This is a genomic window from Mesorhizobium sp. M1252, assembly GCF_040318265.1.
Classification (GTDB): domain Bacteria; phylum Pseudomonadota; class Alphaproteobacteria; order Rhizobiales; family Rhizobiaceae; genus Mesorhizobium.
On sequence record NZ_JAMYLX010000002.1, the window covers coordinates 39,984 to 56,794 of the forward strand.

15 protein-coding genes and 1 riboswitch are annotated in these 16,811 nt (G+C 62.9%); of the genes, 7 read left to right on the plus strand and 8 right to left on the minus strand.

The window, feature by feature from the left end; translation table 11 throughout:
- The first annotated feature begins 22 nt into the window (after positions 1–22).
- The 4 genes from chvE to araD1 all read left to right on the plus strand — a co-directional run bounded on the left by chvE (position 23) and on the right by araD1 (position 5,258).
- Positions 23–1,093 (plus strand): multiple monosaccharide ABC transporter substrate-binding protein, encoded by a 1,071-nt coding sequence (chvE, locus tag NKH22_RS03790; protein ID WP_023681943.1) that lies wholly within the window; start codon positions 23–25, stop codon positions 1,091–1,093.
- A 152-nt stretch (positions 1,094–1,245) separates the two neighbouring features.
- A complete protein-coding gene (mmsA, locus tag NKH22_RS03795) occupies positions 1,246–2,778 on the plus strand; it encodes a multiple monosaccharide ABC transporter ATP-binding protein (RefSeq protein WP_027049369.1) in 1,533 nt (510 codons plus the stop codon).
- Positions 2,775–4,061, plus strand: coding sequence for a multiple monosaccharide ABC transporter permease (mmsB, locus tag NKH22_RS03800; RefSeq protein WP_023669637.1), 1,287 nt, complete (start codon positions 2,775–2,777; stop codon positions 4,059–4,061). Before mmsA ends, mmsB begins: the two co-directional genes overlap by 4 nt.
- Before the next feature lie 201 nt (positions 4,062–4,262).
- Positions 4,263–5,258, plus strand: a complete 996-nt coding sequence (gene araD1 / locus NKH22_RS03805; RefSeq protein WP_023669636.1) for an AraD1 family protein — start codon at positions 4,263–4,265, stop codon at positions 5,256–5,258.
- Positions 5,259–5,301: 43 nt separating this feature from the next.
- Here the strand turns inward: araD1 and NKH22_RS03810 are convergent, their stop codons facing one another.
- Together NKH22_RS03810 and NKH22_RS03815 are read right to left on the minus strand one after the other, a co-directional pair.
- Positions 5,302–6,072: an ABC transporter substrate-binding protein gene (locus tag NKH22_RS03810; protein WP_023669635.1), complete on the minus strand. Its 771-nt coding sequence runs from the start codon at positions 6,070–6,072 to the stop codon at positions 5,302–5,304.
- 101 nt (positions 6,073–6,173) lie between these two features.
- Positions 6,174–7,268, minus strand: a complete 1,095-nt coding sequence (locus NKH22_RS03815) for a 2'-deoxycytidine 5'-triphosphate deaminase (protein ID WP_352908997.1) — start codon at positions 7,266–7,268, stop codon at positions 6,174–6,176.
- Positions 7,269–7,408: 140 nt separating this feature from the next.
- Positions 7,409–7,486, plus strand: a riboswitch (SAM riboswitch).
- Between the two features lie 57 nt (positions 7,487–7,543).
- Here NKH22_RS03815 and NKH22_RS03820 point away from each other — a divergent pair.
- Positions 7,544–8,734 (plus strand): O-succinylhomoserine sulfhydrylase, encoded by a 1,191-nt coding sequence (locus NKH22_RS03820; RefSeq protein WP_023669633.1) that lies wholly within the window; start codon positions 7,544–7,546, stop codon positions 8,732–8,734.
- Positions 8,735–8,745: 11 nt separating this feature from the next.
- On the opposite strand, the gene NKH22_RS03825 is transcribed toward NKH22_RS03820, so the two are convergent.
- Positions 8,746–9,897, minus strand: coding sequence for a ceramide glucosyltransferase (locus tag NKH22_RS03825; protein ID WP_023669632.1), 1,152 nt, complete (start codon positions 9,895–9,897; stop codon positions 8,746–8,748).
- A 221-nt stretch (positions 9,898–10,118) separates the two neighbouring features.
- Between NKH22_RS03825 and apaG the strand changes: the two genes are divergently transcribed.
- On the plus strand, positions 10,119–10,511 hold the full coding sequence (apaG, locus tag NKH22_RS03830; protein ID WP_023669631.1) for a Co2+/Mg2+ efflux facilitator ApaG/CorD: 393 nt from the start codon (positions 10,119–10,121) through the stop codon (positions 10,509–10,511).
- 185 nt (positions 10,512–10,696) lie between these two features.
- On the opposite strand, the gene NKH22_RS03835 is transcribed toward apaG, so the two are convergent.
- The 3 genes from NKH22_RS03835 to NKH22_RS03845 all read right to left on the minus strand — a co-directional run bounded on the left by NKH22_RS03835 (position 10,697) and on the right by NKH22_RS03845 (position 13,966).
- A complete protein-coding gene (locus NKH22_RS03835; protein ID WP_031195623.1) occupies positions 10,697–11,728 on the minus strand; it encodes an Hsp33 family molecular chaperone in 1,032 nt (343 codons plus the stop codon).
- A gap of 108 nt (positions 11,729–11,836) precedes the next feature.
- A complete protein-coding gene (argF, locus tag NKH22_RS03840; protein WP_023669629.1) occupies positions 11,837–12,748 on the minus strand; it encodes an ornithine carbamoyltransferase in 912 nt (303 codons plus the stop codon).
- An 18-nt stretch (positions 12,749–12,766) separates the two neighbouring features.
- Positions 12,767–13,966 (minus strand): aspartate aminotransferase family protein, encoded by a 1,200-nt coding sequence (locus tag NKH22_RS03845; protein WP_352908998.1) that lies wholly within the window; start codon positions 13,964–13,966, stop codon positions 12,767–12,769.
- A 358-nt stretch (positions 13,967–14,324) separates the two neighbouring features.
- Between NKH22_RS03845 and NKH22_RS03850 the strand changes: the two genes are divergently transcribed.
- Positions 14,325–14,843 carry a GcrA family cell cycle regulator gene (locus NKH22_RS03850; protein ID WP_023669627.1) on the plus strand — a complete coding sequence of 173 codons (519 nt, stop codon included), beginning with the start codon at positions 14,325–14,327 and terminating at the stop codon, positions 14,841–14,843.
- 104 nt (positions 14,844–14,947) lie between these two features.
- Here the strand turns inward: NKH22_RS03850 and NKH22_RS03855 are convergent, their stop codons facing one another.
- Both NKH22_RS03855 and phoU read right to left on the minus strand, forming a co-directional pair.
- Positions 14,948–15,955: a magnesium and cobalt transport protein CorA gene (locus tag NKH22_RS03855; protein WP_023669626.1), complete on the minus strand. Its 1,008-nt coding sequence runs from the start codon at positions 15,953–15,955 to the stop codon at positions 14,948–14,950.
- A gap of 95 nt (positions 15,956–16,050) precedes the next feature.
- The gene (phoU, locus tag NKH22_RS03860) at positions 16,051–16,773 is read right to left on the minus strand and encodes a phosphate signaling complex protein PhoU (RefSeq protein WP_352909000.1); all 723 of its coding nucleotides are present in this window, start codon (positions 16,771–16,773) and stop codon (positions 16,051–16,053) included.
- Positions 16,774–16,811: the final 38 nt, after the last annotated feature.

Genomic DNA, 16,811 nt, shown 5'->3' on the forward strand with positions numbered 1-16,811 from the left:
CATCAACCAGGGAGAGTTTTACGTGAAAATCATCAAGACACTGGCCGCCGTCGCGGCCCTTGGCATCGCTGCCATGACCTACTCGGCGCATGCAGCCGACAAGGGTCTTGTCGGCGTGCTGATGCCGACCAAGACCTCGCAGCGCTGGATCAATGACGGCGATGCCGTCAAGTCCCAGCTCGAAGCTCTCGGCTACACGGTCGACCTGCAGTACGCTCAGGACGACATCCCCAACCAGCTCAGCCAGCTGGAAAACGAAATCACCAAGGGCCCGAAGGCGCTGATCATCGCTTCGATCGACGGCACGACCCTGTCGGACGCGCTGCAGAAGGCCGCTGACGCCGGCGTCGTCGTCGTCGCCTATGACCGCCTGATCAAGAAGACCGCCAATGTCGATTACTACACCACCTTCGACAATTTCGGCGTCGGCGTGATCCAGGCGAACTCGCTGGTCAAGGGCCTCAAGGAGCGCTTCCCGAACACCAAGCCGTGGAACGTCGAACTGTTCGGCGGCTCGCCGGACGACAACAACGCCTTCTTCTTCTACAACGGCGCAATCTCGGTGCTGCAGCCGCTGATCGATGACGGCTCGATCAAGATCAAGTCCGGCCAGACCGGCATGGACAAGGTCGGCACGCTGCGCTGGCTCGCCGCCACCGCCCAGGCGCGCATGGACAACCTGCTGTCGGCCAACTACTCGGACGGCAGCCGCGTCGATGGCGTTCTTTCGCCCTATGACGGCCTGTCGCGCGGCATCACCGCTTCGCTGCGCGCCGTGGGTTACGGCACCGACGCCCAGCCGTGGCCGATCGTGACCGGCCAGGACGCCGAGACTGCTTCGGTCAAGCTGATCATCACGGGCGAGCAATACTCGACCGTGTTCAAGGACACCCGCGAACTGGCCAAGGCCACCGTCGAACTCGTCGACAAGGTGCTCTCGGGCGGCAAGCCGGACGGCCTCGATGAAAAGACCTACAACAACGACGTCAAGGTCGTCCCCTCGATCCTTTTGACGCCGCATGAGGTCGACAAGTCGAACTACCAGGCACTGGTCGTCGACTCCGGCTACATCAAGGCCGACGAACTGAAGTAATCCGTTTATAAAGACAGGGGTCCTGCGCGACGCAGGACCCCTGTCCGTTCACAAGCGACCCCGGTATTGTTTCTACCGGACTTAGTTTGCGTGCATGTCGTTGTCTCAAACCGCAAGCACTTTGGAGCGACATGCAACAGGAGGAGCTTGCCCTGATGACGACGATTTTGGAGATGCGCGACATCACCAAGACGTTCCCCGGCGTGAAGGCGCTGTCGAACGTCAACCTCAGCGTCGAAGAAGGCGAGATCCACGCCGTGGTTGGCGAGAACGGCGCCGGCAAGTCGACGCTGATGAAGGTCCTGTCGGGCGTCTATCCCGCCGGCACCTATGACGGCCAGATCATTTTTCAGGGTCAGGAATGCCAGTTCAAAGGTATCCATGACAGCGAACACAAGGGCATCGTCATCATCCACCAGGAGCTAGCGCTGGTGCCGATGCTGTCGATCACCGAAAATATCTTCCTCGGCAACGAAAACGCCCGATACGGCGTCATCGACTGGGATGCCAACGAGGCGCGCACCGCTGCCCTGTTGAAGAAGGTGGGCCTCAAGGAGGACCCCAAGACACTGATCACCAATATCGGCGTCGGCAAGCAGCAGCTGGTCGAGATCGCCAAGGCGCTGAGCAAGGACGTCAAGCTTTTGATCCTCGACGAGCCGACCGCGTCGCTCAGCGAGAAAGACAGCCAGGCGCTGCTCGATCTTCTGCTCGAATTCAAGCGCCAAGGCATGACCTCGATCCTGATCTCGCACAAGCTCAACGAGATCAACCGGGTCGCCGACAAGGTAACCGTCATCCGTGACGGGCGCACCATCGAGACGCTGGCCAAGAAGGATATCTCCGAAGACCGCATCATCACCTCGATGGTCGGCCGTTCGCTAGACGACCGCTATCCGCCGCGCGAGCCCAAGATCGGCGAAGTCGTGTTCGAGGTGAAGAACTGGTCGGTCTATCACCCGCTCCATGCCGAGCGACAGGTGATCAAGGGCATCGACATCAATGTGCGCAAGGGCGAGGTGGTCGGCATCGCCGGGCTGATGGGCGCCGGCCGCACCGAATTCGCCATGAGCCTGTTCGGCCGCTCCTATGGCCGCCGCATCACCGGCGAAGTGCTGCTCAAGGGCAAGCCGGTCGATGTCTCCTCGGTAAGCAAGGCGGTCCAACACGGCATCGCCTATGTCACCGAGGACCGCAAAACCTACGGCCTCAACCTTATCGACCATATCAAGCATAACATTACGCTGGCCAATCTCGACGGCGTGTCGCGCCACAGCGTGATCGACGACATGCGCGAGCTTGCGGTCGCCAACGACTATCGCAAGAAGACCAATATCCGTGCGTCAAGCGTCTATCAGATGACCGGCAATCTTTCCGGCGGCAACCAGCAGAAGGTGGTGCTGTCGAAATGGTTGTTTGCCGACCCTGACGTGCTGATCCTCGACGAGCCGACACGCGGCATCGATGTCGGCGCCAAATATGAAATCTACACGATCATCGCGCGCCTTGCCTCGGAGGGTAAGGCGATCGTGGTCATCTCGTCGGAAATGCCGGAATTGCTGGGGATTACCGACCGCATCTACGTCATGAACGAAGGGCGCATGGTGGGCGAAATGCCGGCGGCGGAAGCAAGCCAGGAAAAGATAATGCGCGCCATCGTCCGGGGAGAAGGAAAAGCAGCATGAGCACCGAAAGCGCCCCCGCCCCGCAGGGCAACGTCGCCGACGAACAGCGCCCGCGCATCGCCGTCTCGGCGCTGGCGACGAATTTACGCGAATACGGACTGATCATAGCCCTGATCGTCATCATGCTGTTCTTCCAGTTCACCACGTCGGGGACGTTGTTCAAGCCGGTCAATCTCAGCAATCTGGTGCAGCAGAACTCCTTCATCATCGTGATGGCGCTCGGCATGCTGCTGGTGATCGTATCGGGCTATATCGACCTCAGCGTCGGATCGGTCGCCGGTTTCATCGGCGCGCTGGCGGCAAACATGATGGTCATCTGGCAGCTCGGACCGCTGAGCAATCCGCTGGTGGTTTCGATCGTCTGCCTGGTCGCGGGTGGCCTGATCGGCGCCGCGCAAGGGTATTGGATCGCCTATCACCGGATACCGAGCTTCATTGTCACGCTGGCCGGCATGCTGATCTTCCGCGGCATTTGCCAGGCGTTGCTTGGCGGCGGCTCGTCGGTGGGTCCGCTTCCCGACGACTTCAAGATGCTCAGCTCCGGCTTCATCCCGGATGTGATCGGCCCACTGACGCTCGTCCCGCCGGTCGTGAACGCAGCCGGCAAGACCATCATGGGCAGCGGCGTGACCCTGCACATGACGACGGTCGTGCTGGGGCTGATCGCCGTGCTCGCCTATGCCTATTTCGGGGTCCGCACCCGGCGCAAACGAGAACGCCATGGTTATGAGGCCGAGCCCTTCACCCTGTTCGTCGTCAAGACGCTGGTCGCCAGCGCGCTGGCGCTGTTCCTGGTCTATGAGTTTGCCAGCTACCGCGGCCTGCCCGTGGTGCTGCTGGTCATGGGCGTGCTGATCACGCTGTTCGTCTTCGTCACCAAGCGCATGACCATCGGGAGGCGCATCTACGCCATGGGCGGCAATCCCAAGGCGGCGCAGCTGTCGGGCATCAACACCGAGCGGCTGACGCTGATGGTGTTCATCAATATGGGCGTGCTGTCGGCGCTTGGCGGCCTGATCATCGCGGCTCGTCTCGGCCAGGCGGTGCCGGCGGCGGGTCTCGGCTCGGAGCTCGATGTCATCGCCGCAGTGTTCATCGGCGGCGCCTCGGCGATGGGCGGCGTCGGCCAGGTTATCGGGGCGGTCGTCGGCGGCTTCATCATGGGCGTGATGAACAACGGCATGTCGATCATGGGCGTCAATGTCGACTGGCAGCAGGTGGTCAAAGGCCTGGTGCTGCTCGGCGCCGTGATCTTCGACGTCTACAACAAGAACAAGGCCTGACAAGCTTCAGCGAGGCAAGCAGGAGGCATACGGTCGCGGCGCAGCCGGCAAGTTGTCGGCATAAGAAGTCCCCCGAGGGATGGAGCTCGCGAGCGCAATCCGGACGAAGAGTTCAACCCGTGGCGCGGCGAGGTCCGAGCCGCGCAGGTCAAGGTTTGCCAAGGGGCAACCCGGCCAAGGCACATGAGAGAGGATTTCATCATGCTAATCTCCCAGATCCTCGACGACGCCGAGACCATCCGCGTCGTCGCCCGCAATGGCGGCGGCAAGACCAGGATCATCAACGGCGCCCGCAGCGTCTATTCGCTGGCCATGGAAGCCGCGCGCACCGGAACGGGCCTCGCCGCGCTGATCGAGCGCAAGGGGTTCGGTGAAGCGATAGACCTCGACGCCGTCTACAAGAAGGGCCGGCTGGTGTCGCCGATCAACCATCCCGATCCTGCGCATCTGCATCTGACCGGCACCGGCCTGACCCATCTCGGCTCGGCGGCGACGCGCGATTCCATGCACAAGAAGCTCAGCGATGGCGGCGAGGAGCAGCTTACCGATTCCATGAAGATGTTCCGCATGGGGCTCGAAGGCGGCAAGCCGGCCAAGGGCCAGACCGGCGTGCAGCCGGAATGGTTCTACAAGGGCAACGGCACCATGGCGGTGGCGCCGGGCGCCGCACTGATGTCGCCGGCCTTCGCGCAGGACGCCGGCGAGGAGCCGGAAATCGCCGGCATCTATGTCATCGGCGACGACGGCGCGCCGTTCCGCGTCGGCTTCACGCTGTCGAACGAGTTTTCCGATCATGTTACCGAGCGGGTGAACTATCTGTTCCTGGCACATTCCAAACTGCGCAACGCCTCGTTCGGGCCGGAAATCCTGATCGGCGACCTGCCGGCCGACGTCAGGGGCTCATCGCGAATCTATCGCGACAGCAATTTGCTGTGGGAAAAGCCGTTCCTGTCGGGCGAAGCGAACATGTCGCACACAATCGCCAATCTCGAACATCATCACTTCAAATATTCGGCCTTCCGCCAGCCGGGCGACGTGCATGTGCACATGTTCGGCACGGCGACGCTGTCCTTTGCCGACGGCATCAAGACTCAGGCCGGCGACGTGTTCGAGATCGAGGCCGGGGATTTCGGCCTGCCGCTGCGCAACCCGCTGGAGATCGAGCAGCCGGTGAAGGTGGCGGTGAAGGCGCTTTGAGACGTAATCTCCCCTTGAGGGGGGAGATTGGCAGCGCCCACCGTCAATAAATATCGAAGTCGAAATACTTGGCCTGGATCTTCTTGTAAGTGCCGTCGGCGACGATGGCGTCTATCGCCGCATTCAGCTTGTCGCGCAGCGCCGTGTCTTCCAGGCGGACAGCGATGCCGGCTTGCGTCTCGGTGCCCTTGACGTCGCCGACAAGCTTGCAGCAGCCTTCGCTCGCCTTCTTCAGCCAGTCCATCAGCACGAACTTGTCGGAGATGACGGCGTCGAGACGGCCGTTCTGCAGGTCGGTGATCGCCTCTTCCTGGGTGGGGTAGAGTTTCGCCTCGGCGCCGGCCTTGCCATAGGCGTCCTGCGCATAGTCGGCCTGGGTGGTCGAGGCCTGCGCGCCCACCGTCTTGCCGGCAAGGGCTGCCGGTTCGGTGGAAGTGAGGTCGCTGTCCTTGGGCGCCACCAGCGCCAGCGGCGTCGTGTAGTATTTGTTGGTGAAGGCGACCTGTTTCTTGCGCTCCTCGGTGATGCTCATCGAGGCGATGATGGCGTCGAACTTTTTCGCCTGCAGCGCCGGGATGATGCCGTCCCAGTCCTGGGTGACGATCTCGCACTCGACCTTCATCTGCGCACACAGCGCATTGGCAATGTCGATGTCGAAGCCCTCGATCTTGCCGTCCGCGGTGATGGTGTTGAAGGGCGGATAAGCGCCCTCGGTGCCGATCTTCAATTTCTCCTGCGCCTCAGCCAGCGAGCCGGCCGATATCACCAGCATGGCAGCGCCCGCTGCCGATATGATCCATCTTGAAATCTGCATTTTGGTTCCCCTTGCGCGCCGTTCTCTTGCCGGCCACCGAAAGGCAGCCAAGCATGGTGAGGCAGCGCAGGCAAGTATTTTGCCTGACGGTGATCGAAGGTTCAGCCGGCGGGGCGGAAATGCTTGGAGAGCTTGAGGCCTTGCGCCTGGTAATTCGAGCCGAGATCGGTGCCGTAAAGCGCCTGCGGCCGCTTCAGCATGTGTTCGTAGACCAGCCGGCCGACGATCTGGCCGTGGTCGAGGATGAACGGCACTTCGTGGCTGCGCACTTCGAGCACCGCCCGGCTGCCGGTGCCGCCTGAGGCCGAATGGCCGAAGCCCGGATCGAAGAAGCCGGCATAGTGAACACGGAATTCGCCAACCAGCGGATCGAAGGGCGTCATCTCGGCGGCGTAGAGCGGCGGCACGTGCACGGCTTCGCGGCTGACCAGGATGTAGAACTCGTCCGGGTCGAGCACCAGTTCGCCGGCGCCGCTCTTATAGAGCGGCTCCCAGAAATCGACGGCATCCTGGGCGGCGCGCTTGTCGACATCGACCAAGCCGGTGTGATGCTTGCCGCGATAGCCGACCAGGCCGTTCTGGTCGCCGTCAAGATCGATCGACAGCGCAATGCCGCCGCCGGAAATGTTGGGCGGCTCGGTCGCCACCAGCATCTCGGCGCGGTGCAATTCGTTCAGTTCTGCCTCCGACAACAGCGCGTTGCCGGTGCGAAAGCGGATCTGCGACAGTCGCGATCCGGCGCGTACGACGATCGGGAAGGTGCGTGGACTGACTTCGAGATAAAGCGGCCCGTGATAGCCGGGGGCGATCTTGTCGAACTCATGGCCGCGATCGGTCATCACCCGGGTGAAGATGTCGAGCCGGCCGGTCGAGCTCTTCGGGTTGGCCGAGGCCGACACGTTTGCGGGCAGCGCCAGGCTTTCGAGCAGCGGCACGATGTAGACGCAGCCGGTTTCCAGCACCGCGCCCTCGGCGAGACTGAACTCATGCAATTTCAGCCGGTGAAGCTTGTCGGCCACCAGATGATCGGGACCCGGCAGGAAGGAGGCGCGCACGCGAAAAGCCTTGTCGCCGAGCCTGAGATCGAGGCTCGCCGGCTGCACCTGGTCGACATCGAGCGCGCGCGGCGACTTCAGCGCGCCGGACTGAAACAGCACGGAAATGTCCTGATCGGGAAGAATGCCTGTCTGCCGCAAAAGGCTGGCTCCGCTCCAAGGTCGGTCTCTTTGTGGCAGGTTCTTGCCGCAAAACCGCTGGATATTATTGCGGAACCTGCCTGGTACAAACCTCTTAATGAAGCCGGCAATTGACGCAAGCGCAGGTGAGGTCTAAAGGGTCGTTATCCCGTGGTGATTTGGCCGGTCGGCTTGCAGCCACGTTAAACAAGTCGCTAAAGGACCGTCGGGCCGCAAGGCCATATGGACCGGTTGCGACTTTCGCGGCCGGTTTTTTTGTGTCTGGAACAAAAGCGATGAGCACCAAGAAGCGTAACTGGAAACCTCAGACCGCACTCGTGCACGGGGGAACGCTGCGTTCCCAGTTCGGCGAGACGTCCGAAGCGATGTACCTCACCCAAGGCTATGTCTACGAGACGGCGCAGGCTGCCGAGGCCCGTTTCAAGGGCGAGGAGCCGGGCTTCATCTATTCGCGCTATGCCAACCCTACCGTCGACATGTTCGAAAAGCGCATGTGCGCGCTGGAGGGTGCCGAAGATGCGCGCGCCACGGCGTCCGGCATGGCGGCGGTGACGGCAGCGCTCCTGTGCAGCGCCAAGGCCGGCGACCATATCGTTGCGGCGCGCGCGCTGTTCGGCTCCTGCCGCTGGGTGGTGGAGACGCTGGCGCCGAAATACGGCATCGAGGCAACGCTGGTCGACGGCACCGACATCGCCAACTGGGAAAAGGCGGTGCGGCCGAACACGAAACTGTTCTTCTTGGAAAGCCCGACCAATCCGACGCTGGAAGTGGTCGACATCGCAGCGGTGGCGGCGCTCGCCACCTCGATCGGCGCCAGGCTGATCGTCGACAATGTCTTTGCCACGCCCTTGCAGCAGAAGCCCTTGCAGCTCGGCGCCCATATCGTCGTCTACTCCGCGACCAAGCACATTGACGGCCAGGGACGCTGTCTCGGCGGCATCATCCTGTCGGACAAGAAATGGATCGACGAGAATTTGCACGACTATTTCCGCCACACCGGCCCGAGCCTGTCGCCGTTCAACGCCTGGACGCTGCTCAAGGGCCTGGAGACGCTGCCGGTTCGGGTGCGCCAGCAGACGGAAAGCGCGGCCAAGATCGCGGATTTCCTGGCAGGACGGCCGGAAATCGCCCGCGTCATCTATCCCGGCCGCGCCGACCACCCGCAGGCCGACATCGTCAAGAAGCAGATGACGGGCGGATCGACGCTGATCTGCCTCGACGTCAAGGGCGGCAAGCAGGCGGCCTTCGCCTTGCAGAACGCGCTCGACATCGTGCTGATCTCCAACAATCTCGGCGACGCCAAGAGCCTGATCACCCATCCGGCGACCACCACGCACAAGAACCTCAGCGACGAAGCTCGCGCCGAGCTTGGCATCGGGCCGGGAACGCTCAGGCTGTCGGTCGGTCTTGAGGATACGGACGATCTGCTGGAGGACGTTGCGCAGGCGCTGAAGGCAGCCGGATAGGCCGCGAGGCGTCACGCTCCCGACGAAACCTCTTCCAGTTCGGCCGTCTTGGTGCCGATGGTCATGGTGTTGCCGCGCCAGTCGACGGCGCCGCTCAGCCAGCCGCGCGCCCAGATGGCGGGAAGCATCATGTCGCGGACCATCATCGCCGGGACCATGCGCAGCGACAGATGCCAGCCCTTGGCCGCGGCCAGCGCGCATTCGGGAATGTAGGCCGCCGTCAGCACGGCCATCACCGTGGCCGGCAGGCTGATGCCGGCACTTGCGGCCGCCACCAGCGCCAACGCCAACGGCACGGCGACGCCGGTCAGGATCTCGGGTGCGAAAAACAGTGGGAAGGTGACGCGGCGCAACCGCGCCCAGCGCGCCTGGCGCGACCAGATGTCGGCAAGTCGGCGCTGCCCCAGTGGTTGCTCGAAAGGCGAGGCAACGAGATTGACGTGCAGGCCCAGTCCGTTGACCAGCTTGGTTGCAGCAGCATCCTCGGCGATCTCGGCGGCCAGCGCGCGGATACCGCCATTGGTATCGAGCATCGGCTTGTTCCACAGCATGCTCTTGCCCTGGGCAAAGCCGAGACCGAGCGCCTCGCCGGCATATTGCCAGCGCGCCTGCAGCGTGTTGAGGAACGCGCATTCGACCTCGGCCCAAAAGCCATCCGGCCGAGAGCCGATCGGCGTCGAGCAGATAAGCCCGGTATTGGTCCGCCAGGCCGCCATCAGGTGCTGGACGTAATCCCTTGGCATCAGCACGTTGGAATCCGCCAGAATAACCCAATGATAGCGCGCCGCTTCCCAGCCCTTGACGCAGTTGTTGAGCTTCGGGTTGCTGCTGACGCGGTCGTCGCCGATCAGCAGCCGGGCCGGCACGTTGGGAAACAGGACGATCGCCCTGTTTATCAGTTTGACGACGGGATCGTCGGCGTGAGCGACGCAGAAGATCAGTTCGTAGCGCGGCCAGTCGAGCGAGAAGGCTCGCTGCAGCGTCTCTTGTGTGAACGGCTCCACGCCGCGCGACGGCACGACGATCGAGACCGGTGGCTGCTCGCCGGACGGCGGAGGGATAAGGCGACGCGCTTGCAGTTTCGACGAAGCAAGCAGGATGCTGGCGAGATTGGAAAGAAGCAAAGCGGAGGAAGCGAAGGCGGCTGTGAGAGCTGGTTCCATCGAGATCTGGTCACTCCGGAAAGGCCGCTCGCGGCTGCTTTGTCAGTCGACAGATGGGCCTTGAGTCGCCGGCAAGGTTTGCGCACACCAACATTGTCATGTGTCACTTAAATGACATTGTTTGTCGGCACTGCGCTTTGAGGCTGGCAGGACATGCCGCTCTGCGCGTATCAAACCGCATGGCGCGACAAATGTTCCCTGCTGCGCAACCGGAGCAGCCCATGTACCGCGCCGTCACGCGCAACATCGAAGTGCAGGTCAGACCGTTCTACCTGGAGGACCGCTCGGACCCGGCGGAGAACCGTTATGTCTGGGGCTACCAGGTGACGATCGACAACCAGTCGGACGATTTCGTGCAGCTTATGGCGCGTTACTGGCACATCACCGACGGCAGCGGCCGGGTCGAGGAAGTGCGCGGCGCCGGCGTGGTCGGCGACCAGCCTGAGCTCAATCCCGGCGACAGCTATCAATACACGTCAGGCTGCCCGCTCTCGACGCCCTCCGGCTTCATGGTCGGCCACTACACCATGCGCAACAAAAAGGGCGAGACGTTCGACGTCGCTATTCCCGCGTTTTCGCTGGATCTGCCGGGGACCCGACGGACGGTGAATTAGGGGTTTTCTCCCCGTCACTATACGGGGAGAAATGCCCGGCAGGGCAATGAGGGGCAGCGCCAGAGTCATGAGGTTATCTTCCACGCACATGACCTAGGCTATGCGCGGCCATTCACCAAAGTTCGCGCTGCCCTCATCCGCCCTTCGGGCACCTTCTCCCCGTGAACGGGGAGAAGGAAGAGATGCTACTGAGTTGCAAACTCCGCCGGGTCGAAGTCGTACTGCTTCGAGCAGAACTCGCAGGCGACGTGGATGCCGCCATCTTCGGTGCTGTCCTTGATCTCCTGCGCGGAAAACCCCTCGAGGATGCCGCGTATCTTGTCCCTTGAGCAGGAACATTGGTCGGCGACCGGCACGCCGCCGAAGACGCGCACGCCATGTTCGTGGAACAGCCTGTAGAGCAGCCGCTCGGCGCCGATGGTCGGGTCGATCAGCTCGGTCGGCTCGATGGTGCCGAGCAGCGCCACCAGCTCGCGCCACGAATTGTCGGCCGGCTCCTGCGTCACGTCACGCGGATCGCCGTCGCCGCCCGAAATGTCGGGCACGCGCATGCGCTCGGGTGACTGCGGCAGGAACTGCGCCAGGATGCCGCCGGCGCGCCACTGCTCACGAGCGCCGCCGGGACCTGGCGTCAGAAGCTTGGCCACCGACAGCCTGAGGTCGGTCGGGATCTGCTCCGACTGGCGGAAATAGGTGCGCGCGGCGTCCTCCAGCGTCTCGCCGTCGAGCTGGACGATGCCCTGATAGCGCTGCGTGTGCGCGCCCTGGTCGATGGTCAGCGCCAAAACGCCGCTGCCCAGCAGCGTCTGCTGCGAGGTCTGGCCTGCGGCCACCAGGGCCTCCAGCCGGTCGGCGTCGAAACGCGCATAGGCGCGCAATGCCGAAGGCGTGGAGAAATCCGCGACCAGCATGTCGACCGGGCCGTCGGTGCGGGTCTGCAGGATGAACTTGCCTTCGAATTTGAGCGAGGTGCCGAGCAGCACCGTCAGCACACAGGCTTCCGCGAGCAGGCGGGCGACCGGCTCGGGATAGTCGTGACGGTTGAGGATGGCGTCGAGCATCGGCCCGAGTTGCACGGTGCGGCCGCGCACGTCGAGCGGGCCGACCTCGAAGGGTACGACATGATCGTCGCCGGCATAGCCGAACTCGCCGAGTTTGGGGTGATGTTCAGTCACTTGATGCGTTTCCAACATGACAAAGCTCCAGGGCGCGGCCATGCGGCCCGGAGGGGTGCATGCGTCCAAACGCGCTTGATTTGCGTGATGGGGCGCAAATAGGCATCGCGCCGCCCCGGATCAAGCGCTTGGAGATCAAGCGCCTGGAGATCAAGCGCCCAGACACCAGGCCAAAACCGCCTTCTGGGCGTGGAGCCGGTTCTCGGCTTCGTCGAAGACAACCGAATGCGGACCGTCGATGACCTCGTCGGTGACTTCCTCGCCGCGATGCGCCGGCAGGCAGTGCATGAACAGGGCGTCGGGCTTGGCCCTGGCCATCAGCGCCGCATTGACCTGATAGGGCGAGAAGACATTGTGGCCGCGGGCGCGGTGTTCCTGGCCCATCGACACCCAGCAGTCGGTGACGATGCAGTCGGCTTGGTCGACGGCTTCCTCGGGCGAGCGGGTGAAGTGCAGCTTGCCGCCATTGCTCTTCGACCAGTCGATATGCTTTTGCGCCGGCTCGCTGCCTTCCGGCACTGCGACGTTCAGGTTGAAGCGGAACCGCGCCGAAGCTTCGAGCAGCGAATGCAGCACGTTGTTGCCGTCGCCGGTCCAGGCGATGGTCTTGCCGGCAACCGGACCGCGATGCTCCTCGAAGGTCATGATGTCGGCCATCAGCTGACAGGGATGGGTGTCGTCGGTCAGCCCGTTGATGACCGGAATCGTGGCATTCTCGGTCAGCTCGAGCAGCCGCTCATGCGACGTGGTGCGGATCATGATGGCGTCGACATAGCGCGACAGCACCTTGGCGGTGTCGGCAATGGTCTCGGAACGGCCGAGCTGCATTTCGGTGCCGGTCAGCATGATGGTCTCGCCGCCGAGCTGTCGCATGCCGACGTCGAAGGACACGCGCGTGCGCGTCGACGGCTTGTCGAAGATCATGGCCAGCACCTTGCCTTCGAGCGGTTTGGTCCGTTCGCCGGCCTTGAGGCGCGCCTTGCGCACCACCGCATCGTCCAGCATCAGGCGCAGATCGCCTTCGGAAACGGCGGAAAGATCGGTGAAATGGCGAAGGCTCATCGGGAATGGTTCTCGGGATTACTTCGCGGCGGCCGCGGCGATGGCGTCGGTCAGGCCCTTGGCGCCGGCGCGGATGCGATCGAGCGCTTCGCCGATCTCGGCGTCGGTGACGGTCAGCGGCGGCAGCAGACGAATGACGTTGTCGCCGGCCGGCACCGCCAGCAGATGCTGGTCGCGCAGCGCCATGTTGACCTTGGTGTTGGGCATGGCGCATTTCAGGCCAAGCATCAGGCCGCTGCCCCTGATGCCTTCGATGACATCGGGAAATTCGTCGGCGACCGCCGCCAGGCCCTGCTTCATCAGCAATGCCTTGCGCTGGACGTCTTCGAGGAAGCCGTCTTCCAGCACGACGTCGAGCACAGCGTTGCCGACCGCCATGGCCAGCGGATTGCCGCCGAAAGTGGTGCCATGCACGCCTGCCGTCATGCCGACGACAGCGTCGTCGGTGGCGAGGCACGCGCCCATCGGGAAGCCGCCGCCAATGCCCTTGGCAATCGCCATGATGTCGGGCGTCACGCCGGTCCATTCATGCGCGAACAGCTTTCCGGTGCGACCGATACCGCACTGGACCTCATCGAAGATCAGCAGCAGGCCGTGCTGGTCGCAGAGCTGCCGCAGCCGTTTCAAGGATTGCGTCGGCACCGGGCGGATGCCGCCCTCGCCTTGCACCGGTTCGATCAGGATCGCGGCGGTCTCTGGTGTGATCGCCTTCTCGGCGGCGTCGATGTCGTCGAAGCCGACCTGGTCGAAGCCTTCGACCTTGGGCCCAAAACCTTCGAGATATTTGTACTGGCCGCCGGCGGCGATGGTCGCCAGCGTGCGGCCGTGGAAGGCGCCTTCGAAGGTGACGACCCGGAAGCGCTCGGGATGGCCCTTGACGAACTGGGAGCGCCGCGCCGTCTTGATCGCGCATTCGAGCGCCTCGGCGCCGGAATTGGTGAAGAACACCTTGTCGGCGAAGGTGGCGTCAGCCAGCCGCTCGCCGAGCCGGGTCTGCCCCGGGATCTCGTAGAGATTGGAGACGTGCCAGAGCTTGGCCGCCTGTTCGGTCAGCGCCGAGACCAGATGCGGATGGCTGTGGCCCAACGAATTGACCGCGATGCCGCCAGCGAAATCGAGATATCGCTCGCCCTTGTCGGTAACCAGCCAGGTGCCTTCGCCATGATCGAAGGCCAAAGGGGCGCGGGCAAAGGTCTCGTAAAGCGCCGAACCGCTCATTATATGCGTCTCCGGTACCGGAAAAATCAAAAAAGCCGCCAAAGCGGCGGCCTTTGCGGCTTATCGTGTTTTTCGGCCATGAAGTCAACGAAAACGTCGTGCAGAGGCGCGTGGCCAGCTCCCGACGAGACGCCGGCTCATAAGCGACCGGGCAAGTTGGGGAAAACCTAAAAAACCGATTCGTGTTGCACCTGGGACTCTTGTCACCGAGTCAACACATGAGGTAATTGTAGTCGGGAAATAACTAGATTTCGTGCGGCGGACCTAATCACCTAATATATGTGGTGTCTGCCCCGGCAAAGATTGCCGGGTCGGGAACGGATTCCGGCTGCCGCACACTTAGCAGGAGCGCGGTCTCATGAACTGGACTGACGAGCGGGTCGAACTTCTCAGGAAACTGTGGTCGGAGGGCTTGAGCGCAAGCCAGATCGCCGCACAACTCGGCGGGGTCAGCCGCAACGCGGTCATCGGCAAGGTGCACCGGCTGAAGCTGTCGGGCCGCGGACGCTCGACCGCGACGCCGGCGCGTCAGAAGAAGACAACGCAGGGATCTTCGATCCAGAAATCGGTGCCGCGCGCCGCAACCACGCAGCGCCATGTCACGACGTCGATCGGGGCGAACGCGCTGCAGGCGCAGTTCGACGCCGAGCCAGTGGCGCGCCACTACATCCGCCCGGTCGAAAACGTCGTCGTGCCGATCTCGCGGCATCTGCAGCTCACCGATCTCACCGAGCGCACCTGCAAATGGCCGAATGGCGACCCGCTGTCGGAAGACTTCAACTTCTGCGGCAACGAGGCGGCCGAAACCGGACCTTACTGCAAGTACCACGCAAGGGTGGCGTTCCAGCCGGCTTCAGAGCGGCGCAGAAGCCGGTAGTTAGGAATAGGGATTGGGGACTGGGCAGTAGGGAATGGGGTAGCGCTCGTGAGGCGCTACCTTATTCTGCCTACTGCCTACTGCCTACTGCCTACTGCCTACCATCACAGCCACCCACTCTTCCGAAATCGCCAATACAAAAACGAGCAGATCAGCGCGATCGAGACCAATACGACGGGATAGCCGTATTGCATCTTCAGCTCCGGCATGTCGTCGAAATTCATGCCGTAAATGCCGGCGAGCGCCGTCGGCACCGCCAGGATCGCGGCCCATGAGGCCAGCTTCTTGGTGTTCGCGGTTTCCTGGCTCTGGCCGACCAGCAGGCTGGCTTCGAAAGCGAAGGCCAGAACCTCGCGCAGGCTGTCGATCTTTTCCTGCACGGTGCGGATATGATCGGTGACATCGCGAAACAGCGGATGCATGGCGGTATGGATCTGCGGCAGGTCGGCGCTGGTCAGCCGGCGGCAGACCTCGACCAGCGGCAGCGCCGCATTGCGCAGGCGCAACAGATCGCGGCGCAGCATATAGAGCCGCTCGATGTCGGGACCGGTCATCGGCTTCAGCAGCACCCTGTCCTCGATCGCCTCGACCTCGTCCTCGATCTGCTCGAGCACCGGCATGTAGTTGTCGACGATGAAGTCGAGAATGGCGTAGAGGACGAAATCCTCGCCCTTGGCCAGTGAGTGCGGACAGCTTTCCCAGTGCTGGCGCACGGCGGCGTATGAGGTCGAGGGACCATGCCTGACGCTGACGATATAGCCTGAGCCGACGAACAGATGCGTCTCGCCGAAGGTGACGCGTCCGTCGATCAGCTGTGCAGTGCGGGCAACGATGAACAGCGCATCGCCATATTGCTCGATCTTCGGCCGCTGGTGCGGATGTTCGGCGTCTTCAATCGCCAGCTCATGCAAATGGAATTGCGCCTTGACGCGCAGCAGAAGCTCGCGGTCGGGTTCGAGCAGCCCGATCCAGACGACATGGCCCGACTTCTTGGCCCATTCACCGGCTTCCTCGATCGGAATGTCGGCGATGCGCTTGCCGGCGGTGTAGACGCTCGACGCGATGATGCCGGACGATGCCGGCGCCGGCTTGAACTCTCGGACATATTCCATCGCAGCCTCCTGAGCGCCTGGCCTTGGCCAGGAACCGAGACGCTAACATCCGGGTAGTTTAGCGCAATATGATTAAGCGTTCGAGGGGCGCGCGATCACTTCACCGGCAGCGCCGGAAGGGCAATCTTGTCGGTCTTGTCGCCCTTTGGACGCTCGGCCGGCAACTGCTCGCCGGTGACGATGTAGTAGATCGTCTCGGCAATGTTGGTGGCGTGGTCGCCGATGCGCTCGATGTTCTTGGCGCAAAACAGCAGATGCGTGCACGGCGTGATGTTGCGCGGATCTTCCATCATGTAGGTCAAAAGCTCGCGAAACAGCGAGGTGTACATGGCATCGATCTGGTCGTCGCGGTCGCGAACGAAGCCTATTTTCTCGACCGAGCGCGAGGCATAGACGTCGAGCACTTCCTTGAGCTGGGTCAAAGCGAGTTCGGCCAGCGCCTCGAGGCCGCGAAACAGGCTGGTCGGCTGGCGGCCGTCAATGACGCTGACCACACGCTTGGCGACGTTCTTGGCGAGGTCACCGACCCGTTCGAGGTCGGCCGAAATGCGGATGGCGCCGACGAGCTCGCGCAGATCCGTCGCCATGGGCTGGCGCTTGGCGATGATGACGATGGCTTTGTCGTCGATTTCGCGCTGGCCATCGTCAAGCACGATGTCGTCACGAATGACCTTCTGGGCGAGGCCGGGATCGGCATTGACCAGCGCCTGGATCGCCTGCTCGACCATGCGCTCGGCATGGCCGCCCATCGCAGCGATGCGCTTCGCCAGGTATTTCAGCTCTTCGTCATAGGCGCTGACAATGTGTACGGACTGCATGGGCGAAATGCCTTCCTTAAATCTTTGGCCTTTTGAGT